At 64.4% G+C, this 23,593-nt stretch carries 26 protein-coding genes; 14 read left to right on the top strand and 12 right to left on the bottom strand.

All coding sequences use genetic code 11. From position 1 onward, the window contains the following. Positions 1 to 8 precede the first annotated feature (8 nt). On the top strand, positions 9 to 887 hold the full coding sequence (locus tag INF32_RS11580) for an FAD:protein FMN transferase (RefSeq protein ID WP_226388559.1): 879 nt from the start codon (positions 9 to 11) through the stop codon (positions 885 to 887). A gap of 82 nt (positions 888 to 969) precedes the next feature. Further along, the gene (locus INF32_RS11585) at positions 970 to 1,878 is read left to right on the top strand and encodes a glycosyltransferase (RefSeq protein ID WP_226388560.1); all 909 of its coding nucleotides are present in this window, start codon (positions 970 to 972) and stop codon (positions 1,876 to 1,878) included. Positions 1,879 to 1,891: 13 nt separating this feature from the next. Here the strand turns inward: INF32_RS11585 and INF32_RS11590 are convergent, their stop codons facing one another. Genes INF32_RS11590 through trxB form a run of 5 tightly spaced genes read right to left on the bottom strand, consistent with a single transcriptional unit; the run spans position 1,892 to position 7,214 of the window. Continuing rightward, the gene (locus tag INF32_RS11590; RefSeq protein ID WP_226388561.1) at positions 1,892 to 2,824 is read right to left on the bottom strand and encodes a glycosyltransferase family 2 protein; all 933 of its coding nucleotides are present in this window, start codon (positions 2,822 to 2,824) and stop codon (positions 1,892 to 1,894) included. A 14-nt stretch (positions 2,825 to 2,838) separates the two neighbouring features. After that, positions 2,839 to 4,056, bottom strand: coding sequence for a polysaccharide pyruvyl transferase family protein (locus INF32_RS11595; protein ID WP_226388562.1), 1,218 nt, complete (start codon positions 4,054 to 4,056; stop codon positions 2,839 to 2,841). Then, a complete protein-coding gene (locus tag INF32_RS11600) occupies positions 4,053 to 5,246 on the bottom strand; it encodes a Coenzyme F420 hydrogenase/dehydrogenase, beta subunit C-terminal domain (protein WP_226388563.1) in 1,194 nt (397 codons plus the stop codon). Before INF32_RS11600 ends, INF32_RS11595 begins: the two co-directional genes overlap by 4 nt. A 4-nt stretch (positions 5,247 to 5,250) precedes the next feature. Beyond that, positions 5,251 to 6,228, bottom strand: a complete 978-nt coding sequence (locus INF32_RS11605; RefSeq protein ID WP_226388564.1) for a long-chain-fatty-acid--protein ligase — start codon at positions 6,226 to 6,228, stop codon at positions 5,251 to 5,253. A 56-nt stretch (positions 6,229 to 6,284) separates the two neighbouring features. Next, complete coding sequence (trxB, locus tag INF32_RS11610) at positions 6,285 to 7,214, bottom strand: thioredoxin-disulfide reductase (protein ID WP_226388565.1); 930 nt, start codon at positions 7,212 to 7,214, stop codon at positions 6,285 to 6,287. Between the two features lie 80 nt (positions 7,215 to 7,294). Here trxB and INF32_RS11615 point away from each other — a divergent pair, with 80 nt between their 5' ends. Next, positions 7,295 to 8,374: a M23 family metallopeptidase gene (locus INF32_RS11615; RefSeq protein WP_226388566.1), complete on the top strand. Its 1,080-nt coding sequence runs from the start codon at positions 7,295 to 7,297 to the stop codon at positions 8,372 to 8,374. A 34-nt stretch (positions 8,375 to 8,408) separates the two neighbouring features. Here INF32_RS11615 and INF32_RS11620 read toward each other — a convergent pair whose 3' ends face one another. Beyond that, entirely contained in the window at positions 8,409 to 9,716 is a 1,308-nt protein-coding gene (locus INF32_RS11620; protein ID WP_226388567.1) for a bifunctional folylpolyglutamate synthase/dihydrofolate synthase, read from the bottom strand. Next, positions 9,713 to 11,290 carry an apolipoprotein N-acyltransferase gene (lnt, locus tag INF32_RS11625; RefSeq protein WP_226388568.1) on the bottom strand — a complete coding sequence of 526 codons (1,578 nt, stop codon included), beginning with the start codon at positions 11,288 to 11,290 and terminating at the stop codon, positions 9,713 to 9,715. The genes INF32_RS11620 and lnt overlap by 4 nt, the downstream gene beginning before the upstream one ends. A 72-nt stretch (positions 11,291 to 11,362) precedes the next feature. On the opposite strand from lnt, the gene INF32_RS11630 reads away from it, so the two are divergent. The 11 genes from INF32_RS11630 to yidD all read left to right on the top strand — a co-directional run bounded on the left by INF32_RS11630 (position 11,363) and on the right by yidD (position 20,195). Continuing rightward, complete coding sequence (locus tag INF32_RS11630; RefSeq protein ID WP_226388569.1) at positions 11,363 to 12,016, top strand: LysE family translocator; 654 nt, start codon at positions 11,363 to 11,365, stop codon at positions 12,014 to 12,016. Next, on the top strand, positions 11,997 to 12,710 hold the full coding sequence (gene cmk, locus INF32_RS11635) for a (d)CMP kinase (RefSeq protein ID WP_226388570.1): 714 nt from the start codon (positions 11,997 to 11,999) through the stop codon (positions 12,708 to 12,710). Before INF32_RS11630 ends, cmk begins: the two co-directional genes overlap by 20 nt. Before the next feature lie 9 nt (positions 12,711 to 12,719). Beyond that, the gene (locus tag INF32_RS11640) at positions 12,720 to 13,670 is read left to right on the top strand and encodes a 4-hydroxy-3-methylbut-2-enyl diphosphate reductase (RefSeq protein WP_226388571.1); all 951 of its coding nucleotides are present in this window, start codon (positions 12,720 to 12,722) and stop codon (positions 13,668 to 13,670) included. 76 nt (positions 13,671 to 13,746) lie between these two features. Then, positions 13,747 to 14,214: a hypothetical protein gene (locus tag INF32_RS11645; protein ID WP_226388572.1), complete on the top strand. Its 468-nt coding sequence runs from the start codon at positions 13,747 to 13,749 to the stop codon at positions 14,212 to 14,214. Between the two features lie 5 nt (positions 14,215 to 14,219). Continuing rightward, a complete protein-coding gene (locus INF32_RS11650; protein ID WP_226388573.1) occupies positions 14,220 to 15,896 on the top strand; it encodes a S41 family peptidase in 1,677 nt (558 codons plus the stop codon). Positions 15,897 to 15,946: 50 nt separating this feature from the next. After that, a complete protein-coding gene (locus INF32_RS11655) occupies positions 15,947 to 17,128 on the top strand; it encodes a sensor histidine kinase (RefSeq protein WP_226388574.1) in 1,182 nt (393 codons plus the stop codon). A gap of 5 nt (positions 17,129 to 17,133) precedes the next feature. Continuing rightward, complete coding sequence (locus INF32_RS11660; RefSeq protein WP_226388575.1) at positions 17,134 to 17,664, top strand: TlpA family protein disulfide reductase; 531 nt, start codon at positions 17,134 to 17,136, stop codon at positions 17,662 to 17,664. Between the two features lie 26 nt (positions 17,665 to 17,690). Next, complete coding sequence (locus INF32_RS11665) at positions 17,691 to 18,572, top strand: DUF4271 domain-containing protein (protein ID WP_226388576.1); 882 nt, start codon at positions 17,691 to 17,693, stop codon at positions 18,570 to 18,572. 33 nt (positions 18,573 to 18,605) lie between these two features. Beyond that, entirely contained in the window at positions 18,606 to 19,550 is a 945-nt protein-coding gene (locus tag INF32_RS11670) for a uroporphyrinogen-III synthase (protein ID WP_226388577.1), read from the top strand. A 44-nt stretch (positions 19,551 to 19,594) separates the two neighbouring features. Continuing rightward, positions 19,595 to 19,978: a ribonuclease P protein component gene (locus INF32_RS11675; protein WP_226388578.1), complete on the top strand. Its 384-nt coding sequence runs from the start codon at positions 19,595 to 19,597 to the stop codon at positions 19,976 to 19,978. Further along, a complete protein-coding gene (gene yidD, locus INF32_RS11680) occupies positions 19,935 to 20,195 on the top strand; it encodes a membrane protein insertion efficiency factor YidD (protein ID WP_226388579.1) in 261 nt (86 codons plus the stop codon). The genes INF32_RS11675 and yidD overlap by 44 nt, the downstream gene beginning before the upstream one ends. 84 nt (positions 20,196 to 20,279) lie before the next feature. On the opposite strand, the gene INF32_RS11685 is transcribed toward yidD, so the two are convergent. The 5 genes from INF32_RS11685 to INF32_RS11705 all read right to left on the bottom strand — a co-directional run bounded on the left by INF32_RS11685 (position 20,280) and on the right by INF32_RS11705 (position 23,569). Next, positions 20,280 to 20,498 carry a hypothetical protein gene (locus INF32_RS11685; RefSeq protein WP_226388580.1) on the bottom strand — a complete coding sequence of 73 codons (219 nt, stop codon included), beginning with the start codon at positions 20,496 to 20,498 and terminating at the stop codon, positions 20,280 to 20,282. A gap of 102 nt (positions 20,499 to 20,600) precedes the next feature. After that, positions 20,601 to 21,062, bottom strand: coding sequence for a hypothetical protein (locus INF32_RS11690; protein WP_226388581.1), 462 nt, complete (start codon positions 21,060 to 21,062; stop codon positions 20,601 to 20,603). After that, complete coding sequence (locus INF32_RS11695) at positions 21,059 to 21,556, bottom strand: LEA type 2 family protein (RefSeq protein ID WP_226388582.1); 498 nt, start codon at positions 21,554 to 21,556, stop codon at positions 21,059 to 21,061. Before INF32_RS11695 ends, INF32_RS11690 begins: the two co-directional genes overlap by 4 nt. 11 nt (positions 21,557 to 21,567) lie before the next feature. Then, a complete protein-coding gene (ubiE, locus tag INF32_RS11700) occupies positions 21,568 to 22,299 on the bottom strand; it encodes a bifunctional demethylmenaquinone methyltransferase/2-methoxy-6-polyprenyl-1,4-benzoquinol methylase UbiE (protein WP_226388583.1) in 732 nt (243 codons plus the stop codon). 16 nt (positions 22,300 to 22,315) lie between these two features. Beyond that, on the bottom strand, positions 22,316 to 23,569 hold the full coding sequence (locus INF32_RS11705; RefSeq protein ID WP_226388584.1) for an ABC transporter permease: 1,254 nt from the start codon (positions 23,567 to 23,569) through the stop codon (positions 22,316 to 22,318). Positions 23,570 to 23,593 lie beyond the last annotated feature (24 nt).

Genomic DNA, 23,593 nt, shown 5'->3' on the forward strand with positions numbered 1-23,593 from the left:
TCGCTGGTATGGATTACTCCTTTCGGGTGTCGGCCGGAGGGACCGCCCTTTGGTACGGGTGGTTCGAGGCGATGCACACCCGGATGGACCTTTTGCTGACCGGACTTCCGGAGTCTGAGGCGCTCGCCGCCGCCGAGGCCGTGCGGGCCGAGACGGTGCGCCTGGAATCCCGTTTCAACCGTTTCGACCGCCGCAGCGACCTGTGGCGGATCAACCGTACTTCCGGCAGCGGGCCGATCCCGCTCGACGGGGAGTGGCTCTCCGTCTTCGACGAGGCCGAGCGCTGCCGGCAGCTGACCGGCGGCTGGTTCGACATCGCTGTCCGTACTCCGGACCACTCGCGGGGCGGGGAGACCTACCGGGTCGATTCGGACCGCCGTGAACTGGTCCGCCTGCGGGAGGGGCTCGTGTTCGATTTCGGAGGCTATGCCAAAGGGTACGCGCTGGAGCGCGCCGAGCGGATCGTGCGCCGGGCGGGCGTGGAGAACGGGATGATCAGTTTCGGAAACAGCTCCGTCTGCTGTCTGGGCCGCCATCCGGCCGGGGAGTGCTGGCGGGTGGGGGTGGAGAATCCCCTCGACCGGCGGCCGCTCGTCTTCTTCGACCTGCGCGATGCGGCGCTCTCCTCCTCCGGCAACAACGGGCGCAACGACGGGCATATCCTCGCCGTGGGCGAGGGCCGGGGCGTGACCCGGCCGGCGATCGTCTCCGTGGCCGCTTCTTCGCCGCTGGCGTGCGAGGTGCTCTCGACCGCCCTCTTCGCCTCGCTGGACGGGGCGGACGACGGGGAGCGCAGGCGGATGCTGGCCGCGTTCGGGGCACAGCGTGCCGTGCGCATGGATTACGGGAGTGGGGAAGAGGTCTGCGAACTCCTCACGAAGGAGTGATTTCCGGCCATGAGCGCAGGCGGGGGAGTCCGCCGAAGCGTTTTTTTTCGTATCTTGTCCTGCCATTTACGGACATCCGACTATGATCGAACTCTCTATTGTGATCGCCACCTACAACCGGGCGCAGCCGCTTCTGCGGACGCTCGGCTCTCTGGCCCGGCAGACGCTCGACCCCGCCCTCTGGGAGGTGGTCGTGGTGGACAACAACTGCGCGGACGATACGGCGGCCCGTTTCGCACGGTGGGCCGAGGCGCATCCGAAGGTGAACGCCCGTCTGACCCGCGAGCCGCAACAAGGTCTTTCGCCCGCCCGCAACCGGGGAGTGGCCGAATCGGCGGGGGCCTACATCGCTATCATCGACGACGACGAGGAGGTCAATCCGGAGTTCGCCGAGAGCTATTTCCGTTTTTTCCGGGATTATCCCGGTGCCGCCGCGGCCGGGGGGCGGATCGTGCCCCTGTACGAGTATGCGCCGCCGGCGTGGCTTTCGCCCTATACGGAGCGTCCGATCGCCGGAACCCTCGACCTGGGGCCGGAGGCGAGGCCCTTCCCCGCGCGGAAATTCCCGGGCGGCGGCAACATGGCCGTGCGGCGCAGCGCGCTCGTGCGTTACGGTGCGTTCGATCCGGCGCTGGGGCGTACGGGCGCCAATCCGCTGGCGGGCGAGGAGAAAGAGCTCTTCGGGCGGCTGCGGGCCGGCGGCGAGCAGGTCTGGTACGTGCCGGGTGCCGTGATCTACCACATCATTCCCGAATCGAAATTCGATCCCGCCTATTTCGACCGGCTGACGCGCCAGTCGGGCGTGAGCGAACGTATCCGCACGCAGGGCATTTCGCGGGCGGCCTATCTGGCACGGCTTCTGGCCGAGGCGGTCAAGTGGGGCGGTACGCTGGCGCTGGCCGCTGGTTATGCGCTGCGGGGGGAGGCGATCAAGGGGCGCTACCTGATCCGGATGCGCCGCAACGTCACCTGCGGCCTGTTGAAAGGGTAGGGGGCTGCCACATTCAGAGCCCTTTGCGGGCGATCATCCAGGCCAGTCTGTTATAGAGGGCGAGAACTCCCGGGCGCCAGCTGCGCGGCAGCCGGTTGAGCAGGTACAGTTTCCGCCAGCCGAAACGGTAACGCCGCGTGTAGCGGAAGAAACGCTCGGCTTCCCGGCCGGCGCGCGTGTCTCCCTTGGCGGCGACGGTGATCGCCTTGGCGATGCCGCACCGGGCGATATATTCGTTCAGGGAGTCGTTCCCCTCTGTGTAGAGGTCACGGAAGGAAAATTCCGTCCGTTCCGGCGTGTAGATGGCCGAAGAACGGTTGGAGGCGGTGACGCTGTAATTCACTTCCGGGCGGGGCGAGAAGCAGACCGGGTGACGGGCGGCCACCTTCGTCCAGAGATAGAGGTCCTCCCCGAGCTTCATCCCGGGGGGGAATCCGCCCGCTTCGAGCAGTACGCTGCGGGGCAGGCAGCTGGACGAGGGTAGACAGACGTAGCGGGTCATCGCTTCGTCGAAATAGTCGGCCACGACGCCGCGCCGCTGGGGTTGACGGGCCGGGAAGCGGCGGCCGTCGCGGACGATCCGGAAGGCCGTGGAGTAGATGCCGCAGCCGGGGAACTCCCCGATCAGGGCGGCGATCTCTTCGAGGAATCCCGGCTCCCACCAGTCGTCGGCGTCCAAAAAGGCCACATAGTCGCCCGAGGCCTCCTCCGTTCCCCGGTTGCGGGCGGCGGAGACCCCGGCGTTGGCCTGGCGGATGAGCCGCACTTCCGGGGCGGCGAGTTCCTCTACGGCGGCGGCGCTCCGGTCGGTGCTTCCGTCGTCCACCACGATGATCTCGAGGGGCAGGTAGCGCTGGTCCAGGACGGAGCGGACGGCCCGTGCCGCTTCGCGCTCCTTGTTGTAGAGCGGAATGACGACGGATATGCGGATTCGGTCGGTATTCATGCGGAGGCGGGGGATTACAGGTTTTTCAGCGTCTCTTCGGCCGTGCGGCGGGTGGCGGCGACCCGTTCGGCGATCTCGCCGCAGAGCCGCCCGTAATGGGTGAGCAGGTAGTCGGTCTTTTCCGCGACCAGTTCCGCGATCCGGCCGCTCTCCCATAGCCGGTCGTCGTCGGCCTCCACGATCAGGTCGCCGCGGCCCAGTCCGCGGCCGATGACCCCGTCGTATTTGGCGCTGTACGAGAGGCTGATCGCGGGCCGTCCGCCCTGGAAGGTGGAGACGGCGGCGTGCATCCGTCCCGTCACGGTGAAAAGCCCGTGGCCGAGGATGGCCCGTGCACGGGTCGGCCCGATCTTTTCGGCCACCGGAACGATCCTCTCCCGTTCGGCCGGGTCGAGTCCTTCCGCGACGGCCCGCACGGCGGCCGGTTCGTCCCCGTGGCTGCCGAAGGTGTGGGCCAGCAGGACGATCTGTTTTCCGGTCAGCCGGGGATCGGCCAGCAGGCCCCGGACGATCTCCCGGAAGCGGGCGATGTAGGTACCGGTGTTCCGGCAGTAGTATCGGCCGCCCGACTGACAGCCGGAGACGATCACGGTGACGTATTCCGCCTCGCGCAGTCCGTACTCCGACAGGGGGGCGGCTCCCGTCTCCTTCTGCAGAGGCAGGTCGCACAGGGCCAGGTCGGCCGAAAGACGGGGATGCAGTCCGAATTCCGCGGCCAGGTAGGCGGCGTTGGGTTCGTCGCGCGAGTAGAGCTCCATGCGGGGCATCAGGCGGCGGGCCAGCAGGCGGTTGAGCGGACGGGTGAAGGGGCCCACGGTCTGGCCGAGCAGCACGACCCGCGTGCGGAACGAGGCCCTCCACTTGCGGAGCAGCGCCAGCGCGGGCGCCCACGGGGAGTAGTATTCCGAAAGGTCGTCGCCTCCCAGCACCACGAGCATGTCGAATCCCTTTCCTTCGTTTTCGAACAGGAGGCTTCCCAGCCGGGCCGTCTTGCGGCGCAGGGGGGAGAGCCCCGCCGTGCGCTGGTCCGGCGTGGGCCGGCGGACCAGCCGGATGCCGGCCGGAAGTTCGGCCCGGGCCTCTTCGAGCACTCGGTCGTCGTCGAAATCGCAGTGGAATTCCACCTGTTCCGGACCGTAGCGGCGGGCGAGCGCCGCTACCGTCACCAGCCCCATCATGGCAGTGCCGTAGTTGTCGAGATTCTTGAAGTATTCGATGCGGATGCGTTTCATCGGTTTCCGGTTTTGAGGCCCAGCCGGGCGGCCAGTTTCCCGGCCCGGCGGCGCAGCCGTTTCAGCAGCGGGGTGCGTGTCAGACGGGCGACGGCGGCCGTCACGCTTTCGTGGCGAAGCCGTTCGAAAAAGAGTTCCCGTGCGGCCGGACGGGGTTCGGACCGCACGATGGCCCGGTTCATCGCCAGCGCGCAGCCGAGCGTGGAGGGTACGGCGACCGTCCGGCTCTCCACGGCGTGCAGGGCCTCTTCGCCCCGGGGCGTGAGGGTGACGGCGAGCGAAGTACCCCGGTCGTCGTCCATGTCGGGATGGCAGCGGTCCACTCCCCAGTAGTCGGCCAGCATCAGGTCGGCCCCCGAGGCGAAATTCTTCACCGGACAGGCGTGACAGCAGGGACGGATGAACAGGTCGCGCAGGAAACCGCGCATGAAGGCATTGCGGTAGAACGGTTCCGAAAGGGTCGTTTCGCCCTGCGGACCGCGGTAGTGGGCCGTCACCCGGTAGCGTTTCCATCCGCCGGACTTGTCGCGGAACGAGAACCGTTCGAGACGGGCGGGCGCACCCGCCGTCTTTTCGGCTTCGGCCCGCTGTTCGGCGAGAAACCGGTGCCACACGGCCGGGGAGGGTACGCCGTGGCAGGCCACCTCTGCGCAGGTCAGCGACGGGTAGTCCCGTCCGAGGAAGCCTTTCAGCCCGGCAATCTGGCACCCCGTGCCGCTGAACAGCACCGGGCGTCCCTGCCGCAACGCCTCCCGCACGCGGGGATAGCAGTCGCCCGTGTCGCTCTGCACGTATTTCGAGCCGCGGAAACGGAGGGCTTCCCCGGCCGTTTCCGCACCGTCGTGCACCACGTCGAACCGTTCGTCGAAGCGGGCGCCGAAGACCGTGCCCCCGGCCGCGAGGGTCTCTCCGGCCAGCAGGGAGAAAAGGCCGCCCGAAGAGCTCGTGCTGCGGACCGCTTCGTCCCGGTTCCGGACGGCGTAGACGCGCGCTTCCTCCCGGCGGCCCGGCTGCCGGTTGAGCATGGGGCAGACCCTTTCGCAGAGGCCGCACTCCGTACAGCGGGCCGGGTCGGCCTTCGCGTAGCGGAAACCCTCGTCGTCCTCTTCGAGCGCGATGCAGTGCACCGGGCATGCCGCCGCACAGGCGGAGCAGCCGCAGCAATCCTCTTTTCGTTCGATCCGGATCATCGTTCTATTGTATGAGCAGGTTGCACCCGCGGATTTCGCTGTGGTCGGCCCGGCCCAGCACCGAGAAACGTCCGTCGGGCCAGAGGCGTCCCACGTCCTGCGTCTGGATGAAGGCGCACGAGGTGAGATTGGCCAGGTCGGTCACGTTGATGCCTCCCGTGCAGGACACCGTGCGGGTGCCGGGCAGTACGACGTCGAACGGGTCGTTCAGGTCGCGCAGCGACACCTGCATCCAGGGCGGGCAGCGGAAAACCCCCTCCCCGTCCGAATAGGCCTGCGACGTGAGTTCGGCCATGCCGTATTCGGAGTGGATGCGTTCCACTCCGAACCCCCGGCAGAGCAGGGCGTGGAACTCCTCTTTCGGGAGCTCCTCCCGGCGCCCCTTCATGCCGCCCGTCTCCATCACCACGGTGTCCGTCAGCTTCGGGGCGTACCGTTCGGCCAGGTCCCACAGGGCGTAGCTTACACCCAGCAGGATCTTCGGGCCGTGCTCCCGCTCCAGGTCGGCGATCAGTCCCGGGTAGTCGTCCAGATAGAAACCCCCGCCGCCCGCGGCGATCAGCCGGTCGACCATGTAGACCAGCGAGGAGCCCTGCCGCTGGAGGTAGTTGGGCAGCAGTCCGTAGATCTTCACGCCGGACGCGGGTCCGTAGAAGAGTTCGAACGCCCGGCGGAAGATCTTTTCGTAGACCTCCAGCGAGGCCATCGGGTGGCGCGAGGGGGCGGTGCCGCCCGTGTTGCTGCTGGTGAAGACGATCTCGGGGGCTCTCTCCCCGCAGTAGACCGTGTGGCTCTTGAAGAGTTCGATCGGCAGAAACGGAATCTTTTCGGGTGCGTCCACCCGGCGGGGGTCGATTCCCGCGAGGGAGATGTACTCCCGGTAGGGGGCGCAGGCCTGCGACTGGAAAGCGAAGAGCTCCATCGCCGCCTCGCGCAGCTGGTCCGGGGTGCGGATCGAAAGGATGTCGTCTATTCCGAGCATGGTGTCGCGGGTTATGCGTGGGGACCGGGGGCCGTCCGGCTCCCCGGTCCGGGGATTCAGCGCGAAAGAAGGTAACGTTCGCAGTCGAGGGCTGCGACGCATCCGCTGCCGGCCGCCGTGATCGCCTGCCGGTAGTGGGGGTCCTGCACGTCGCCCGCGGCGAATACCCCTTCGATATTGGTTTTCGAGGTGCCGGGCACGGTACGGATGTATCCGTCGGCGTCCAGATCGAGCTGGTCTTTGAAGATTTCGGTGTTGGGGTGGTGGCCGATGGCCAGGAACAGTCCGCTCACGTCGATCATCTTCTCCTCCCCTGCGGCATCGCGCAGCAGGAGACCCGTCACGCCCTGTTCGTCGCCGATCACCTGCTCGGTGACGTGGCCGAAGAGAACCTCGATGTTCGGGGTGTTCATCACCCGGTGCTGCATGGCCTTCGAAGCGCGCATGTGGTCCTTGCGGATCACCATGTAGACCTTGTTGCAGATCGAGGCCAGGTAGGTGGCCTCCTCGCAGGCGGTGTCGCCGCCGCCCACCACGGCCACGTCCTTCTTGCGGTAGAAGAAGCCGTCGCAGGTGGCGCAGGCCGATACGCCCATGCCGCGGTATTTCTGTTCGGAGGGCAGGCCGAGATACTTGGCCGAGGCCCCCGTGGCGACGATGACCGTTTCGGCCTCCAGCACGTGGCGGCCGTCCACCGTCACCTGGAAGGGGCGGCGGCTGAAGTCGGCATGGGTGATGACGCCGAAGCGTACGTCGGTGCCGAAACGGGCGGCCTGTTTCTTGAGGTCTTCCATGAGGGCGGCGCCCGTCACCCCTTCCGGATAGCCCGGGAAGTTCTCCACGTCGGTGGTGGTGGTGAGCTGGCCTCCGGGTTCGATCCCTTCGTAGAGCACGGGGGAGAGCCCGGCGCGGGCGGTGTAGATGGCGGCAGTGTACCCGGCGGGGCCGCTGCCTATGATGAGGCACTTGATGAGTTGGTTTTCCATGGCGGTCTGTTTTTATTCTTACGCAAAGATAGGCGAATATTTAAAAAAATCGTACTTTTATCGCGGCTAAAGAGAATTCCATGACACGACGCACGATCCTTTGCATGGCGGCCTCGGGCCTGCTCCTTTCGGGGTGCGGAACCCGTCAGTCGCTCTACCGCACGCCGCAGGCGGAGATCCCCTCCGCCCCTTCGCAGCGCATCCTCTATCCCGAAACCAATAATCGTTCCGCGGGCGAGATCGTCCGGGAGGAGATGCCGGCCCCTCCGGCCGAACCCGTACGCCTGCCGCTGAAACCCGACCGTCCCCGGATCACCTTCACCGGGGTGGAGAGCGCCCACGTGCGGGTGCCCGGCGTCAATCCGCTGCCTGCCTCGGGCCTGCTGACCGTGCCGCTCGGGGAGCTGAGGGAGGAGTTCTGCTATCCCTACAAGGGACGGGTGATTTCGCCCTACGGTCCGCGGGGGCGTTCGATGCACACGGGTGTGGACATCAAGGCCGTGCCGGGCGACACGGTGCGGGCGGCCTTGCCGGGCGTGGTGCGCATGAGCAAGTATTACAGCGGGTACGGCAACATCGTGGTGATCCGCCATTACGAAGGGTTCGAGACGGTATATGCCCACAACGTGAAGAACCTCGTGGAGGTGAACGACGTGGTGGAGGCGGGCCGGCCCATTGCGCTGGCGGGCCGGACGGGGCGGGCAACCACCGAACACGTCCATTTCGAACTGCGGGCCGCCGGGGAGCCGCTCGACCCGATGAAACTGATCGACGGGGAGGCGATGGACCTGCGCTCCGACACGCTCTATATCTGCAACCGGGCGGGAAGGATTTTCGCCTACAACAGCGCGGCCGAAGGACGGCGGCTGGGAGTGCCGGCGGCTCCGGCGACCGACGAACGGTCGGAGAGCGAGGGCGGAGGACTGACGGAGGAACCCACCGAAGTGCGGAAGCCCGAAGCCCCGGCCGTACAGCCGGCCGCGAAACTCACTCCGGCGAAGCCTGCCGCCGCGGCTCCGGTGTATTATAAGGTCCGTCCCGGCGATACGCTGACCCAGATCGCCCGCCGCAACGGGACCACGGTGGCGGCGCTCTGCAAGCTGAACAAGATCGACAAGGACGCCGTGATCCGGATCGGCCAGCGTCTGCGGATCAAATAGAAGCCGCCGCCGCTGTCCGGCAGGCCGGGCCCGGTCAGAGGTCGGCCACGGTGAAGGTGCTGCCGCCAATGAAGATCATGTCGCGGGGCGAAGCCAGGCGGCGGGCCCGGTCGCAGGCGTTCCGCACGCCGGGAACCGTCTCGCCGTGCAGTCCGTAGCGGGCGGCCTCTTCGGCCAGCCGGTCGGCGGGAAGCGCCCGTTCGACCGATGCCTGCGTGAAAAGGTAGTGGGCGTCGGGGGGAAGCAGCGGCAGGATGCCGTGCAGGTCCTTGTCGTTCACGACTCCCAGCACGAAATAGAGTTTGTCGTAACGTTGGTGGCGGAGTTGTTCGGCCACCAGCCGCAGACCGTGTTCGTTGTGTCCCGTGTCGCAGACGGTGAGGGGCTCGCGGCCGAGTATCTCCCAGCGGCCCCGCAGTCCCGTGGTCCGGGCGGCCGTGGCGCATCCCTCCGCGATGTCCCTCCGGCTGATGCTCAGCGGGCTGGTGCGGTTGAGTATCCGGATGGCAGCCATGACGGTCACGATGTTGCGGCGCTGGTATTCACCCAGCAGGTCGAGTTCCAGCGTGAGCCGGTCGCCGTCTTCGATGCGTTCGACGGTGAGCCGGCGGCGTGTCGTGCCGTCCTCGCCCGTGAGGCACTCCCCGCCGTCCCCGACGCAGCGGAAGAGCGATTCGGCGAAGAAGATGTCGGCGCCCGCCTCCTGTGCCCGGGCCCGGAAGACGGGGGCGCTTTCGGGATGCTCCTCGCCGATGACGGCCGGGATGCCCGGTTTGATGATACCTGCCTTTTCGGCGGCGATTTTCGGAATCGTATTGCCCAGCAGGGCCATGTGGTCGAAGCCGATGTTGGTGATGACGCTCGCCGCCGGGCGGATGATGTTGGTCGCATCGAGCCGTCCGCCCAGGCCCGTCTCGACGACGGCCACCTCGACCTCCTGCCGGGTGAAGTGGTCGAAGGCCATGCCGACGGTCATTTCGAAGAAGGAGAGGCCGAGACCGACCATCTTCTCCCGGTGGCGGGCGACGAACTCCACGACCTCCCGTTCGGAGATGGGCGTGCCGTTCACCCGGATTCTCTCGCGGAAATCCTTCAGGTGGGGGGAGGTGTAGAGCCCCACGCGGTAACCGGCCGCCTGGAGCACGGAGGCCAGCAGGTGGGAGACGGAACCTTTGCCGTTGGTTCCGGCCACGTGGATCGAGAGGAAATTGCGGTCGGGCCGCCCCAGGTAGTCGTTGAAGGCGATGGTGTGCTCCAGCCCCGGCTTGTAGGCCGAAGAGCCGCTCTGCTGGAAGACGGGCAGCGAGCGGAAGAGAAAGTCGAGGGTTTCGGGATAGGTCATGGTACCAGATGGTTACGGCGCCGGGTGCGGTAGGCCACGAAATAGAGCAGGCTGAGCAGGAAGACATAGGAGCTGAGCCGGCCGATGTAGTCGCCGTACCGGGTGTAGAAAGTGATCATGTCGTTGGTCCTAAGCCGTTCGGTGAGGGTGCCCCTGCGGTCCCAGCCGAGGGTCCCGACCACGTCGCCCCGCGGGGTGATGAAGCCCGAAATGCCGGTGTTGGCGCTGCGTGCTATGCTGCGCCGGGTCTCGATGGCCCGCAGGCGCGAGAAGGAGAAGTGCTGACGGTGGCCGGGCGTGTCGCCCCACCAGCCGTCGTTGGTGATGACGAAGAGGAGACCCGCCCCGCCCCGCACGAACTCCGTCATGTACTCTCCGTAGACCGATTCGAAGCAGATGGCCGCTCCGGCCTTCAGCCCGTCGGGGCGGACGAAGACTTTCCGCACGCTGTCGGTGCCGAGCTGTCCGGAGATGCCGCCCAGGTCGACGATCAGGAACTCCAGGTGTTTCAGCACCTCGTAGTAGGGCATCTTCTCCACGCCCACCACCAGTTTCGACTTGTGGTGTATCTCCACCCGGCGGGAGGTGTCCACCTCCATCGCGCTGTTGTAGACGTCGTACCAGTAGTTGATGTTGTCGTTGGTCCGGGCGGTGGCCGGATGGGGTTCGAGCGCTTCGTAGCGGCGGAAGGTGGTCGCCCCCGCGATGATCCGGGCCTGCGGGCAGCGCGTGCGGACCGCGTTGCGAAGGGCCTCGACGCTGGCGGAATATTCCAGTGCGCCTTCCCACAGGTGGTCGTCTATGGCCGTTTCGGGCATGACGATGTAGTCGACGTCGGCAGGAGCCTCCTCCGCCAGCCGGATGAGCAGGGCGGTCTGGTCGGCCTGCGCCACGTCGAACTTTTCGTTGTAGGGATCGATATTGGGTTGGACGACGGTCACCGTCGCTTCGGGACCGTTCCCCGGGTCGTAGGTGAGATAGCGGACGACCGAAAAGAGGGCCGGGAGCAGGATGACCGCGGCCGGAGCGATCCAGCGGCGGAACTGCCGGGGCGCTTTTACGGCGCGGTACAGGCAGAGGTTGGCCACGAGCACCCAGAGCGAACCGCCGAAGACGCCCGTGTATTCGTACCACTGCACCAGCCACGGGTCGCATGCGAATCCGTTGCCCAGCGTGAGCCACGGAAAGGAGACCTGTCCCACGGTGTAGAGGTATTCGCAGGCAATCCAGCCCGACACCAGCACCGTGCAGGAGAGCGGCCGCCCGGCCCGCAGGGAGATTCCGTGCCAGAGCATGAACAGGCCGCCCATCAGTCCCGCCGTGATGAGCACCGAGAGGACGGCCCCGATGGCCGCCGCGTACCATATCCACCAGGTGGTCGCCGCACTCCACAGGCCCAGCGTGAGGGCCGTCCAGCCGGCCAGTTTCCAAAAGGGGCGCCGCCCCGTGCCGTAGTCGTCGGCGATCAGCAGCAGGGGGACCAGCGCCCCGAGCAGCGGAATCCCGCTCAGGGAGAGCCAGCCCGCGCTCAGCATCAGGGCGCTCAGGAGGGACAGCAGAAGGTGTTTGCGCATTTTCGTCTCCGTTTTATCTGCAAAGATAGATTATATTTACTAATTTTGCACCCTACCTACCGTCGACGATTCATGTGGTTCGAACTTTACATACGCGGCATCCTGATCGGACTGATGGCCTCCATTCCGCTGGGGCCCATCGGCGTGCTGTGCATTCAGCGTACGCTGAGCAAGAGCCACAAGTCGGGGTTCGTTTCGGGGCTCGGGGCCTCCAGCGCCGACACGCTTTTCGCCGCGGTGGCCTTCTTCTCGCTCTCGGTGGTGCTCTCGTTCATCGAGAACAACATGATGCTCATCAAGGCGCTGGGCGGCATCTGCGTGGTGATCGTGGGGATGAAGATTTTCCTCACCAATCCCGTGGTGCAGATCCGCCGCAACCGGGCCGGGAAAGGGAGCCTCTGGCAGGACTACCTGTCGCTGTTCCTCATCACGCTCGCCAATCCGGCCTTCATCCTCATCTTCGTGGCGCTGTTCGCGGCGATCGGGGTGAGCGGCGATTCGCTCGGGGTGGTCAACGGGCTCTTCATGATCGCGGGCGTCTTTACGGGCGGTTCCCTCTGGTGGTTCACCCTCACCTTTATCGTCAGCCTGCTGCGCAGGAGGTTCCGGCCCCGCCACCTGCTCTGGATCAACCGTATTTCGGGCGCCGTGATCGTACTGCTGGGTGCGGCGGCGGTGCTGCTCATGTTCGTTAATACTCCCGTGGATGGAATGTTGCCCAAATAACAGGAAAAAAATCGTGATCGCCGTCGACGGCTTCTCGTCGTGCGGCAAAAGTACCTTCGCCCGAGAGATAGCGGCCCGGCTGGGCTATATCTTCATCGACACCGGTGCCATGTACCGGGCCGTCACGCTGTGCGGCCTGCGGGCCGGCGTCGTCTCCCCGCAGGGGATCGACCGGGCCGGGCTGGAGGCCCTGCTCGACGGGATCGACATCTCGTTCCGGTTCAATCCCGCCCGCGGGGCCAGCGACATCTACGTCAACGGCGAGTGCGTGGAGCGGGAAATCCGTTCGATCGAGGTGAGCGGCTGCGTGAGCGCCGTGAGCGGCGTGGCCGAGGTGCGCCGCCGGCTGGTGGCTCTCCAGCAGGCGATGGGGAGGGACAAGGGCATCGTGATGGACGGCCGGGACATCGGTACGGTGGTCTTTCCCGATGCCGAACTCAAGATATTCATGACGGCCGATCCCTCCGTGAGGGCCCGGCGCCGTTACGACGAACTGCGGGCCAGGGGCGAACGGGTCACGATGGAGGAGGTGGAGGAGAATATCCGAAGCCGCGACATCGCTGACCAGAGCCGGGCGATCAGCCCGCTGCGGCGGGCTGAGGACGCTGTGGTGCTCGACAACAGCCGGATGACGGTGGCCGACCAGATGGAGTGGGTGCTCGGACGGCTGCGGGAGATGGGCGTCTGCGAATGAAACGGAAGGATGAAGATCGAGATAGACGATAAGTCGGGTTTCTGCTTCGGGGTGGTGACGGCCATCGCCCGGGCCGAAGAGTCGATCGCCGGGGGGCGGGAGGTCTTCTCGCTGGGGGACATCGTCCACAACCGGGTGGAGATGCAGCGGCTGGAGGAGCTGGGGCTCCGGACCGTGCGGCACGGGGAGCTTCCTTCGCTGCACGGGAGCACCCTGCTGATCCGGGCCCACGGCGAACCGCCCGCCACCTATGCGCTGGCGGAGGCCAACGGGCTGAAGGTGATCGACGCCACGTGTCCCGTGGTGGCGAGGCTCCAGAAACTGGTGGTGAAGGCCCACGAGCAGATGGCTCCCGTGGGGGGACAGGTGGTGATCCTCGGCAAGCGGGGACATGCCGAAGTGGTCGGCCTCACCGGACAGGTGGGGGGCGATGCGCTGGTGGTGGAGAGCGTGGCCGACCTGGAGGCGGTCGATTTCTCGCGGCCGGTCTACCTGCTTTCGCAGACCACGCAGAGCCTCGCGCTGTTCGGCGAGGTGAAACGGACGATTCTGGAGCGGGCCGCCGATCCCTCGGTCGTGACGGTCAACGACACGATCTGCCGGCAGGTGGCCAACCGGGAACCGCACCTGCGGGAGTTCGCCGCGCGGTACGACGCGGTGCTCTTCGTGGCGGGCCGCAAGAGTTCGAACGGCCGGGTGCTCTTCGAGGTGTGCCGGAAGGCCAATCCGAGGAGCTATAACATAGAGGACGAGAGCGAACTGGAACCGGAGTGGTTCGCCGGGGCCGCTTCGGTGGGTATCTGCGGGGCCACCTCCACGCCCGGGTGGCTGATGCGGCGGGTGGCCGGTGCGGTGGAGCGGCTGTGCGGGGAGCCTCGGACGGAGGGGGCGCCGGGGCCGCTGAGGGAGGTCGGAGGACCGCCGCCGGGAGAAAGTGCGGCTCCGGGCAAAATAAAATAGCCCGGAAATTGTTATATTTACGGAAAATCTTCTCCGCGGGCGGAAATTCCGGCGGGGACATATACGGAAATAAGAGATGAAGAACAGGTATCTGATCCGGTCGCTGAAATATTTCGCGCAGCTGCTCGTCTTTCTGGCGGTGCTGTTCGCGGCGATGGCCCTGACCCGGACCTCGCGGGTGGCGCCGGGCGAGCTTTTCGGCGAGGTCTTCCTGACGACGCGGGGAGCCGTGCTGATGGCCGCAGTGGTCCTGCTGGCGGTGTTCTATCCCCGGTTCGGTTTCGTCCGGCGGGAGGTGCCCATCGACTGGGCGTGCGAGCGTGCGAAAATCGTGGAGCTGTTCGTCCTGTGCGGGTATGAACTCGTGGAGGAGGTGCCCGGACGGGCGGTGTTCCGGGCTTCGTCGCCCCTGCGCAGGTGGACTTCGCTCGGCGAGGACGCCATCGTGCTGACGCCCGGAGGAGACGGGATCGTGCTCGACGGTATCCGCAAGGAGGTGGTGAAGGTCGAATTCCGGATTCGGTCCTATTTGAATAACCGGTGAAAACGATGGGCAGAAAGATACGATACGGGCTGGTTGTCCTGCTGGCGGCGGGACTGGCGGCGGTGTTCGCGGGGGCGGAGCGGTCGGAGGATTCCGATTTCCGGCTGGGCCGCAACATGGAGATACTGATGAACCTGTTCCGGGACGTGAACCTTTTCTATGTGGATTCCGTCTCGCCCGACAGGCTGCTGGAGGATGCCGCCGCAGGCATGACCGGCAAACTCGACCCTTATACGGAGTACATTCCCGAGGAGGAGATGGACGATTTCGAGATCATGACCACGGGCAAGTACGGCGGAATCGGTTCGCTGATCCGCAAGAAGGGGGACTGGGTGGTGATCGCCCAGCCCTATAAGGGATTTCCGGCCGACCGCGCGGGACTGAAGATCGGCGACAAGATCGTGGAGATCGAGGGACAGGACGCCCGCGGGTTCGATCCGGCCCGGGTGAGCGCCCTGCTCAAGGGCGATCCCGGAACGACCGTCAGGCTCAAGGTGGAGCGTTTCGCCACGGGCAAGGTGGAGCCGGTCAGCATCCGCCGGGAACGGATCGTGATTTCGGGCGTGCCCTATCACGGATTCGTGGCGGACAGCATCGGTTACATCCAGCACAGCGATTTCACGGAGGATTGCAGCACCGACCTGCGCCGGGCGCTCGCGGAACTCAGATCTTCGGGCCGCCTGAAAGGATTGATCCTCGACTTGAGGGGCAACGGGGGCGGTATCCTGCAGGAGGCCGTGAAGATTCTTTCGCTCTTCGTGCCCAAGGGAACGGAGGTGGTGAGCATGCGCGGAAAGTTCGAGCAGCTGGACGCCACGTTCAAGACCGAAGGGGAGCCTGTGGACACGGAGCTTCCGATCGTGGTGCTGACCGACCGGGGTTCGGCTTCGGCGGCGGAGATCGTGTCGGGTGCGCTGCAGGACCTCGACCGGGCCGTGCTGCTCGGACAGCGTACTTTCGGCAAGGGGCTCGTGCAGTCGACCCGCCCGCTCGGGTACAACTCCTATCTGAAGGTGACCACGGCCAAATACTACATTCCCACGGGCCGCTGCATCCAGGCGATCGACTATGCCCACCGCAACGAGGACGGCAGTGTGGGATACGTGCCCGATTCGCTGATCCGGGAGTTCCGCACGCGGGCCGGACGAAAGGTTTATGACGGGGGAGGGATCATGCCCGACGTGCGGACGGAGCCCCGCTATGTGAGCCGTTTCGCAATGATCCTCTACGGCAAGGGTTATATCGAGGATTTCGTGGACGGCTACGTGAAGCGCCATCCGGAGCCCGTGGACGTGGAGCGTTTCGCGCTGAGCGACGCCGACTATGCGGACTTCACCGAGTTCATGAAGGACAAGGACGTGGAGTTCCGTTCGGAGAGCAAGCTGGCGCTGGCCCAGTTGCGCGAGAAGGCGAAACAGGAGCGTTATCTCGACCGGATCGGTCCGCAGCTGGACGAGATCGAGAAGGGGCTCAGGGACGACAAGGAGAGCAATCTGAAGCTGTACCGCAAGGAGCTGTCGCAGATCATCGAAGACGAGATCATCCTGCGCAGCCACTATGCGCAGGGCGTGACGCGCCACAAGCTGCTGTCGGACGAGGAGGTGAAGCAGGCCGTGGAACTGCTCGGCGACACGGCGCGTTACCGGGACATCCTCTCCTCGCAGGACACGGCGCGTAAATAATTCCCGCGGCCCGGAACGGAGACCGTCGCCGCAGCAAACGGACACACGACATGGAACGCAGGCGAAACATACTACCCCGGTTCGGAAGGACGTTTTTCTCCTTCCGCCACCGCGTGGTGATCATCGTGCTGGGGCTCGCCATCGGGACCTCGTCGCTCCTGTTCACCGACCACATGGCCCAGCGCCTGCGGGACAAGGAGCAGAACGAGGTGGCCCTCTGGTCCTACGCCATGGGGCGCATGGGCGAGTTCGACAGCAGCGATCCGCTGATCCAGCAGATCGTCAACAACAAGAACAACATCCCTTTCATCGTGACCGACGACCAGCTGCGGGTGGAGGGTTCGCACCTGATTCCGGAGCGGATCATGAACCATCCCGACCTGCTGCGCGAGGAGATCGAGAAGCTCGCTTCGGTCAACCAGCCGCTGGAGATCAACACGTACAACGGATACCGCTTCTACATCTTCTACGGCGAATCGACGTTGCTCAAGATGCTGGTCTATTTCCCGTTCATCCAGTTGGTGGTGATCGCCGTGTTCATCGTCTTCGGTTACATCACGTTCCGCTCCTCGAAACAGGACGAGCAGAACCGTGTGTGGATCGGGCTGGCCAAGGAGACGGCCCACCAGCTGGGAACGCCCACCTCGTCGCTGTTGGGGTGGGTCGAATACCTGCGCAGCCAGCCGGTCGACCAGTCGGCCGTGGAGGAGATGAACAAGGACCTGACCCGGCTGATGAAGGTGGTGGACCGTTTTTCTAAAATCGGTTCGGAGACGATCCTCTCGCCCGGTACGGTGAACGAACTGGTGGGAAACAGCGTGCTCTATTTCCGTACGCGCATCCCGCGGAACGTGTCGCTCGACTACAACGGGCTGGCCATCGCTCCGGTCAAGGCGATGGTGAACGAGGCGCTTTTCGAATGGGTGGTGGAGAACCTGCTGAAGAATGCGCTGGACGCCCTCCAGGGCAAGGGGAAGATCGACGTGAAGATCACGGACGATGCGAACAACGTGTATATCGACGTGTCGGATACGGGTAAAGGGATCGCCAAGGCCAATTTCAACCGGATCTTCGAGCCGGGTTTCACGACCAAGACGCGCGGCTGGGGGCTCGGCCTGTCGCTGAGCCGGCGCATTATCGAGGATTACCATAAGGGGCGGATCGGCGTGCTGGAGTCGGAGATCGACAAGGGTACCACGATCCGGATCACCTTGAAAAAACTTTACGCCTGACGGATATGGGACGTCTGCTGCCGTTTGTCGGCCTGTCGGTCCTTCTGCTGACGGGATGTTTCAGGGAGGAAAGCCCGGAGCGGACCACCCGTGTCCGCGCGGGTGACCCGCTGCCCGTGTTCTCCATCGAGAGTACGCAGGGCGTGCGGTACGATTCGCAGGAGCGGGACGGCCGCAGGGTGCTGATCTACTTCTTCTGGTCGGAATGTCCCGACTGCCGGGAGACCACGCCCCATGTGCTCGACCTCTGGCGGCGGATCGGGGAGCGGGACGACGTCCGGCTGCTCTGTGTCGCGCGCGGGGGCGGGGACGCCACACAGGAGAAGGCGGTCGCCTATTGGGACGGGCTGGCCGCATCGGTGGCTCCGCTGCCGATGCCGGAACTCTATTACGACCGGGACCGCCGGGTGTTCGATCTGTTCGCCACGCAGGAGGTGCCGCGTTTCTACCTGGCGGGTTCCGACGGGATCGTGCGCTGGGAGAGTGCCGGGAATTACGGGGCGGATGCTTTGCAGGGATATTTGGATGCCGAATAGATGCTTATGAGAGAGAGGAGGGAACGATGCCGAGCGTGCTGACCGACAGCCTGACGGGGGCCGGGAGCGGATGGCCGTACGATACGCTTTGGGCGGGTGCGGCCCGTTTCTCCGTTCCGGCGGAAGGGACCCTCGCGGAGCGGGCGGATTCCCTCGCACGGAGCGTGGCGGCGGCCGACGTGTTCGGACCCGGGAGTGTGGCCGTTCCGGCCGGAGAGTGGCTTTCGGGTGTGTCCGATCCCTTTTTGCTGACCGACAATCTGCTGTTCCGGCTGTCGGTCGTGCTCATCTTCATCGGTTATTGCTACACGGTTTACTATTTCCGGGAGCCGCTCTCTGCGCTGCTCCGGATCGGGAAGAGCCGCCTGTACGGTGAAAAACTGATGGAAGAACACAGTTACCTGTTCTCCCTTTTCCTGCGCACGGCCCTCGGTGTGGGGCTGCTGGCGGTGAGCGTGCTGGCGGTGCGCTGTGCGGAGATGACCCGTTCGCCCCTGCTGCTTCGGCTGCCGGAGTGGTCGGTGCCGCTGCTGGCGGTCGGGTGCGGTGTCGCCGCGGTGCTGGTCGCCGGATTCCAGCGGCTGGTGCTCCGGGCGGCCGGAAGTTTGACGCAGGACGCCGCTTTTACGGGCCGTCTTCTCTGGCTGAGGAGGTTGCTGGCGGTTTTCGCCGTGATCGTTTCGGTTCCCGTGGTGCTGCTGTTGGCGCTCAACGAGGGCCCGGCAGCGGGTGTGGTTTTTTATCTGCTTGTCGTAGAGGTTGTTGCGATTTTTGTTTTCTGGCTGTACAAAACGTGCGAGTTCTTTCTCGGGCAAAATGTTTCGATTTTGCATTGGTTTTTGTACCTTTGCGGCGTTGAAATTTTTCCCGTCAGCGTTTTCGTGCTGCTCGCGCTTCGTAACGGCTGACCGGTACTGAAGGTAAAACAAAAAGGAAAGGCTTTGAAAATCAAGAGCATTTTAGTTTCACAACCGGCTCCTGCGGTCCCTGAAAAATCTCCGTTTCACGAAATTTCGACCAAATACGGCGCAAAGATCACCTTCCGGCCCTTTATCCGGGTGCAGGGGGTGAGTCTGAAGGAGTTTCGCAGCCAGCGGACCGAAATTCTGGAGCATACGGCCGTGATCTTTACCAGCCGCTCGACGGTCGATCATTTCTTCCGCATCTGCGAGGAGGCGCGCATCACGGTGCCCGAAACCATGAAATACCTCTGCAATACGGAGGCGATCGCGCTCTACCTGCAGAAATACATCGTTTACCGCAAGCGGAAGATTTCGTTCGCCAACGGCACGTTCGCCAATTTCATGGAGCTGATCCTCAAGCACCGGGACGAGAAACTGCTGCTCACCCTCTCCGAGCCCCACAAGCCGGAGCTGCCGATGACGATGGAGAAGCTGAAGCTCGATTTCCACAAGGTGATCCTGTCGCGTACGGTGAGCAACGATGTTTCGGACCTGAAGCCCTCCGATTACGATCTGATGGTCTTTTACAGCCCGTCGGAGATTGCGGCCCTCACCGCTGCGTTCGGTACCGGGAACCTGCCGATGATCGGGACCTTCGGCGACGGTACGACCCGTTCGGCCATCGAGGCGGGTCTGACCGTGCAGGTGATGGCCCCCACGCCCGAGGCGCCGTCGATGACGCGGGCGGTCGATCTGTTCGTGGGCAAGATCAATGCAGGGCAGACGGTGGAGCCCGTGCAGGTCAATACGCCCCGCCAGTCCGACGAGTTCATCAAGGCGCAGGAGGCCAAGCCGGCGAAAAAGAGCCGGGCGAAAAAGCCCTCTTCCGCCGCTTCGAAATCCAAATCTTCCGCTTCGGGCAAGGGTGCTGTGCGTTCGGTCGCCGCCCGCTCCGCGGTGAAGGAGGTAAAGAAAAGCGTCTGACAGGTGCCGTCCCCGGAGAGGGCGGCTGTCCAATACGGAAAAACATGGCTGAATATTCCCTGACCAAAGCGGAACGGCTGTCGGGCGAGCAGAGGATCGCCCGGTTGTTCCGGTGCGGAAAGGGCGGATTCGTCTATCCGTTCCGGTACCTCTGCCTGGAGGCCGGGCCGGATGCGGGAGGGGCGGTGCCGGCCGTGCTGGTCTCCGTCTCCAAACGTTACCATAAACGGGCCAACCGGCGCAACCTGCTCAAGCGCAGGGTGCGCGAGGCGTACCGGCAGAACAAGCTGCCGCTGGTGGAACGGGTTCTTTTGCAGGGAAGGGGATTGGACATTGCTTTGATTTACAGCTCGAAAGAGGTGGTATCCTACGAAACGGCGGAAAATGCGGTGCGGAAAATTCTGGACAAAATCGTACAGGGGCTTTAAACGTGTGGTCGCGTTCCCGTTCATCGTGCTGATAAAGTTCTATCAGTGCTGTATCTCTCCCTTTACGCCCGCCGCCTGTCGTTATACTCCGACCTGTTCGCAATATGCGCTGGAGGCGATCCGCAAGCACGGCATACTGAAGGGCGGCTGGCTGGCTCTCAGGAGAATTCTTTCCTGCCATCCGTGGGGCGGCAGCGGATACGATCCGGTGCCCTGAGCGCGGGGATTGCCGCGGCAGTGCAAAAAAGAAGAACGCCGTTCCGACCGGAACGGCGTTCTGTGTTACCTCTGTGTCGCTGAATTATTTGGTAGCGTTTTCGGCTGCTTTTTCAGTGCAAGCGGTGCTGTCGGCCGTGCAGGCTGTGCTGTCGGCGCATACTGCGGTGCTGTCTTCTACGACGGTCTCGATAACGGCGGTGGAATCAACCACGGTCTCGGCAGCCTTCTTGTTGGCATTTCCGGCGCACGACATGGCCATTGCTGCAACGGCAACGACGAATACAGATGTCAAAGTTTTCATAGCGTAAAGGGTTTATTGTTAAACTTATTAAAATCGTGCCAAAAGTATAGCATTCGTTTGAAATATCCAAAAGTTTTTTTATATTCCCCAACTTTTTTTGCGTTATTCCCCTAACAGCTTGACAGGGAACTCTTCACGCACCACGAAAGCCCGGTCGAAGTCCCCTTTGATCCGGCCCCAGAGGATGATCGCCTCCTCGAGGGAGAGGCAGTTTCCCACCGTCACCTTGAAGTAGGGGTTTTCGTAGACCATGTAAGCCGGTGTGTCGGGATGCAGCTCCCGGAAACGGGTGAGCGTGCCGGCCGCCAGCGTGCGCGCACTCTGGCTGTTGTCGAAAAAGATGCGCACGCGGTAGCCGCGGTATTTCTCTTCGCCCGTGACGGTGCGCTGCATGGCGCGGAGCACCTGTGCCGCACTCTCCTCCTCGTAGACCGTCACGCGGGAGCGGTGCAGCGAATCGGGCTGGGCCAGTTTCGTCTTGAAAGCCCCGAGGTTCTGCGAAAAGGCGGAAAAGCCGGCCAGCAGGCAGGCGAGCAGAAGCGGGAAAGCGGTGGTTCGTTTCATAGCTGGATCGTCTTGAGCAATTCGTCCGTATCGGCCCCAAAAGTACGAAGAAAATCGGTAAACGGTACGCCGTCGAAACGGATTTTTTTACGTGCCCAGCCCGCTTTCGCTGTGATTTCGCCGGAGACGGTCAGCTGGGGGATCATCCCTTTCAGGTCGCCCATCAGACCGAGGGCGCCCAGCGGATTGGAGAGTTTGAGCCGCAGCGTGACGGGAACGCTGGTGACGGATTTGCGGGGAACGAGCACCGGTTCGCCCAATATCAGGTCCACCAGCGGCATTTCGCCCCGCCGCAGATCGAGCCGGGCGCTCTCCACGCGGAGTTTGGAGCCCGAGCGGTTTTCCACCTTCAGCGTGAGGTCGATCCGGGAGAAGCCCTGCATGGAGACGTTCTCTACCTCCTTGAGCGAGATGTCCTCCTGTTTGATGCAGGAGCCGAGCAGCAGGAGCGGCAGCGAAAGGAGCAGGATACGGGTGATGATGTGTCTGGTCATGGTATTTCGGGTTATTTTTTCCCTGTATGGATGTAGGCCACCCCTCCGAACAGGGCGCGGGAACGGCACTCCCGGAATCCGGCGCCGGACATGATCTCCCGAAGCCGTTCGGGGGCGGGGAATTCGTCCACCGAACGGGGCAGGTAGCGGTAGGCTTTCCGGTCTTTGGAAATCCAGCCGCCCACGGCCGGAAGCACCCGGTGGAAATAGAAACGGTAGAGCGGGCCGAATATTTTGCCGTGGGGGGTGTCGAATTCCAGGATGAACAGCGTGCCGCCCGGACGCAGCACCTGCCGTATGCGGGCCAGTCCGGCGGGGATGTCGGCGAAATTGCGGACTCCGAAGGCGACCGTGGCGGCGTCGAACGAGTCGTCGGGAAACGGAAGCGTCTCCACGTCCGCCACGCTGTACGAGACGGTGTCGGCGGGGATACGGCCCTGCGTCTCGGCGGCCGCGGTTTTGGCCCGTGCGATTTCTATCATCTGCGGGGAGAGGTCGACCCCCTCGATCCGCACGCCGGAAATACGGCGGGCGATGGCCAGGGCCAGATCGCCCGTGCCGGTGGCTACGTCGATCACCCGGCGGGGACGGACGGCCGCGAGCATCTTCACCGTCCTGCGGCGCCAGCTGCGGTCGATGCCCAGCGAAAGCAGATGGTTCAGCCGGTCGTAGGCCGGGGCGATGCGGTCGAACATCTCGCGGATCTGCGGGGTTTTGGGGCGGTTGTCGGTATAGGGTTTCATGGTTCGTGACGGAGTGTTATTGGTAACGGATCGTGACGTCGGGCCGGATGCGGGAGACGATCAGCGTGGGCACCGTCATCAGGGCGACGATTATGCCGAACGTGCCCGCGTTGAGGGCGATCCACCAGCCCCAGTCGAGTTCGACGGGGACCGACGAGAGGAAGTAGCCCGACTGGTTGAGCTTCACTATGTGGGTCTGCGCCTGCACCAGGCAGAGGACCAGGCCCGCCGCGTTGCCCCAGAGCATGCCCCGGAGCACGATGAAGGCGGAGCGGATGACGAATATCTTCTGGAGGGAGCGGTTGTTCATCCCCAAGGCCTTGAGCACGCCGATCATGCGGGTGCGTTCGAGCAGGATGATGAGCAGGGCGGAGACCATGTTGAGCAGGGCCACCAGCAGCATGATCGTGATGATGACCGCCACGTTCACGTTGTGGGCCTGGAGCCAGTCGAACAGGTTCGGGAACTTCTCGCGGATGCTGACGGCCATGAGGCTCTCCCCGTCGAGGGGTTCGGTCTCCGCCAGTATGCCGTGGACCTCGTCGGCGAAACGGTCCATCTGCCCGAAATCGCGGGTGGTCAGTTCGTAGCCGGTGATCCGGTCCGGGTCCCATCCGTTGAGCCGCTGCACGTTGCGGATGTCGGTGGGGATCACCATTTTGTCGAGCTCCTCGAATCCCGATTCGTAGAGGCCGCTCACCTTGAAGCGGTCGCGGCGCGGGGGACGCCCCTCGCGGATGAAGAGCATCTCCACGCGGTCGCCCACGCCCAGTTTCATCAGCCGGGCGAGGGTGGCGGAAACGAGGATGTCCTTCGTGCGGAGCGAGTCACCCACCCGGGGAAGTTCTCCCTCGAGGAGGTTCTGCGCGAAGAACGACCAGTCGTAGTCGCCGTCCACGCCCTTGAGCATGATTCCCTGCATGGCCTCGTCGGTCTTGAGGATACCGCCCTTGATGGCGAACGGGTGGGCGGCCGCGAAACCGGGGATTCGGGAGAGGCGCTCCACCAGGGCTGGGTTGCGCGGAATGGGATTGGTCTCCAGCGAATTGTTGCCGTCGAGGTTCACCACCTGCACGTGGGAGCCGAAGCCGATCAGCTTGCCGGTGATTTCGCTGCGGAAACCGGAGATCACGGCCATCGAGACGATCATCACCGCCATGCCGATGCCTACGGTCAGGGAGGCGATGCGCACCATGACGCCGCGTCCCGCGCCGCCTTTCGAGGCGGCGATACGCCGGGCGATGAAGAGTTCGGTACCGATTTTGGACATCTTGCGTGAGGAACGGTGAAGATT

It is taken from the genome of Gallalistipes aquisgranensis (genome assembly GCF_014982715.1).
Taxonomy (GTDB): Bacteria; Bacteroidota; Bacteroidia; order Bacteroidales; family Rikenellaceae; genus Gallalistipes; species Gallalistipes aquisgranensis.

Bases quoted from the DNA above. Each gene is read 5' to 3' on its own strand.
- trxB (WP_226388565.1), bottom strand. From the start codon at position 7,214: ATGGAAAACCAACTCATCAAGTGCCTCATCATAGGCAGCGGCCCCGCC.
- lnt (WP_226388568.1), bottom strand. From the start codon at position 11,290: ATGCGCAAACACCTTCTGCTGTCCCTCCTGAGCGCCCTGATGCTGAGC.
- INF32_RS11600 (WP_226388563.1), bottom strand. From the start codon at position 5,246: ATGATCCGGATCGAACGAAAAGAGGATTGCTGCGGCTGCTCCGCCTGT.
- yidD (WP_226388579.1), top strand. From the start codon at position 19,935: ATGCGGTGCGGAAAATTCTGGACAAAATCGTACAGGGGCTTTAAACGT.
- INF32_RS11620 (WP_226388567.1), bottom strand. From the start codon at position 9,716: ATGACCTATCCCGAAACCCTCGACTTTCTCTTCCGCTCGCTGCCCGTC.
- ubiE (WP_226388583.1), bottom strand. From the start codon at position 22,299: ATGAAACCCTATACCGACAACCGCCCCAAAACCCCGCAGATCCGCGAG.
- INF32_RS11590 (WP_226388561.1), bottom strand. From the start codon at position 2,824: ATGAATACCGACCGAATCCGCATATCCGTCGTCATTCCGCTCTACAAC.
- INF32_RS11695 (WP_226388582.1), bottom strand. From the start codon at position 21,556: ATGACCAGACACATCATCACCCGTATCCTGCTCCTTTCGCTGCCGCTC.
- INF32_RS11595 (WP_226388562.1), bottom strand. From the start codon at position 4,056: ATGAAACGCATCCGCATCGAATACTTCAAGAATCTCGACAACTACGGC.
- INF32_RS11580 (WP_226388559.1), top strand. From the start codon at position 9: ATGGATTACTCCTTTCGGGTGTCGGCCGGAGGGACCGCCCTTTGGTAC.
- INF32_RS11640 (WP_226388571.1), top strand. From the start codon at position 12,720: ATGAAGATCGAGATAGACGATAAGTCGGGTTTCTGCTTCGGGGTGGTG.
- INF32_RS11630 (WP_226388569.1), top strand. From the start codon at position 11,363: ATGTGGTTCGAACTTTACATACGCGGCATCCTGATCGGACTGATGGCC.
- INF32_RS11605 (WP_226388564.1), bottom strand. From the start codon at position 6,228: ATGCTCGGAATAGACGACATCCTTTCGATCCGCACCCCGGACCAGCTG.
- INF32_RS11585 (WP_226388560.1), top strand. From the start codon at position 970: ATGATCGAACTCTCTATTGTGATCGCCACCTACAACCGGGCGCAGCCG.
- cmk (WP_226388570.1), top strand. From the start codon at position 11,997: ATGGAATGTTGCCCAAATAACAGGAAAAAAATCGTGATCGCCGTCGAC.
- INF32_RS11655 (WP_226388574.1), top strand. From the start codon at position 15,947: ATGGAACGCAGGCGAAACATACTACCCCGGTTCGGAAGGACGTTTTTC.
- INF32_RS11690 (WP_226388581.1), bottom strand. From the start codon at position 21,062: ATGAAACGAACCACCGCTTTCCCGCTTCTGCTCGCCTGCCTGCTGGCC.
- INF32_RS11645 (WP_226388572.1), top strand. From the start codon at position 13,747: ATGAAGAACAGGTATCTGATCCGGTCGCTGAAATATTTCGCGCAGCTG.
- INF32_RS11675 (WP_226388578.1), top strand. From the start codon at position 19,595: ATGGCTGAATATTCCCTGACCAAAGCGGAACGGCTGTCGGGCGAGCAG.
- INF32_RS11705 (WP_226388584.1), bottom strand. From the start codon at position 23,569: ATGTCCAAAATCGGTACCGAACTCTTCATCGCCCGGCGTATCGCCGCC.
- INF32_RS11650 (WP_226388573.1), top strand. From the start codon at position 14,220: ATGGGCAGAAAGATACGATACGGGCTGGTTGTCCTGCTGGCGGCGGGA.
- INF32_RS11615 (WP_226388566.1), top strand. From the start codon at position 7,295: ATGACACGACGCACGATCCTTTGCATGGCGGCCTCGGGCCTGCTCCTT.
- INF32_RS11685 (WP_226388580.1), bottom strand. From the start codon at position 20,498: ATGAAAACTTTGACATCTGTATTCGTCGTTGCCGTTGCAGCAATGGCC.
- INF32_RS11660 (WP_226388575.1), top strand. From the start codon at position 17,134: ATGGGACGTCTGCTGCCGTTTGTCGGCCTGTCGGTCCTTCTGCTGACG.
- INF32_RS11665 (WP_226388576.1), top strand. From the start codon at position 17,691: ATGCCGAGCGTGCTGACCGACAGCCTGACGGGGGCCGGGAGCGGATGG.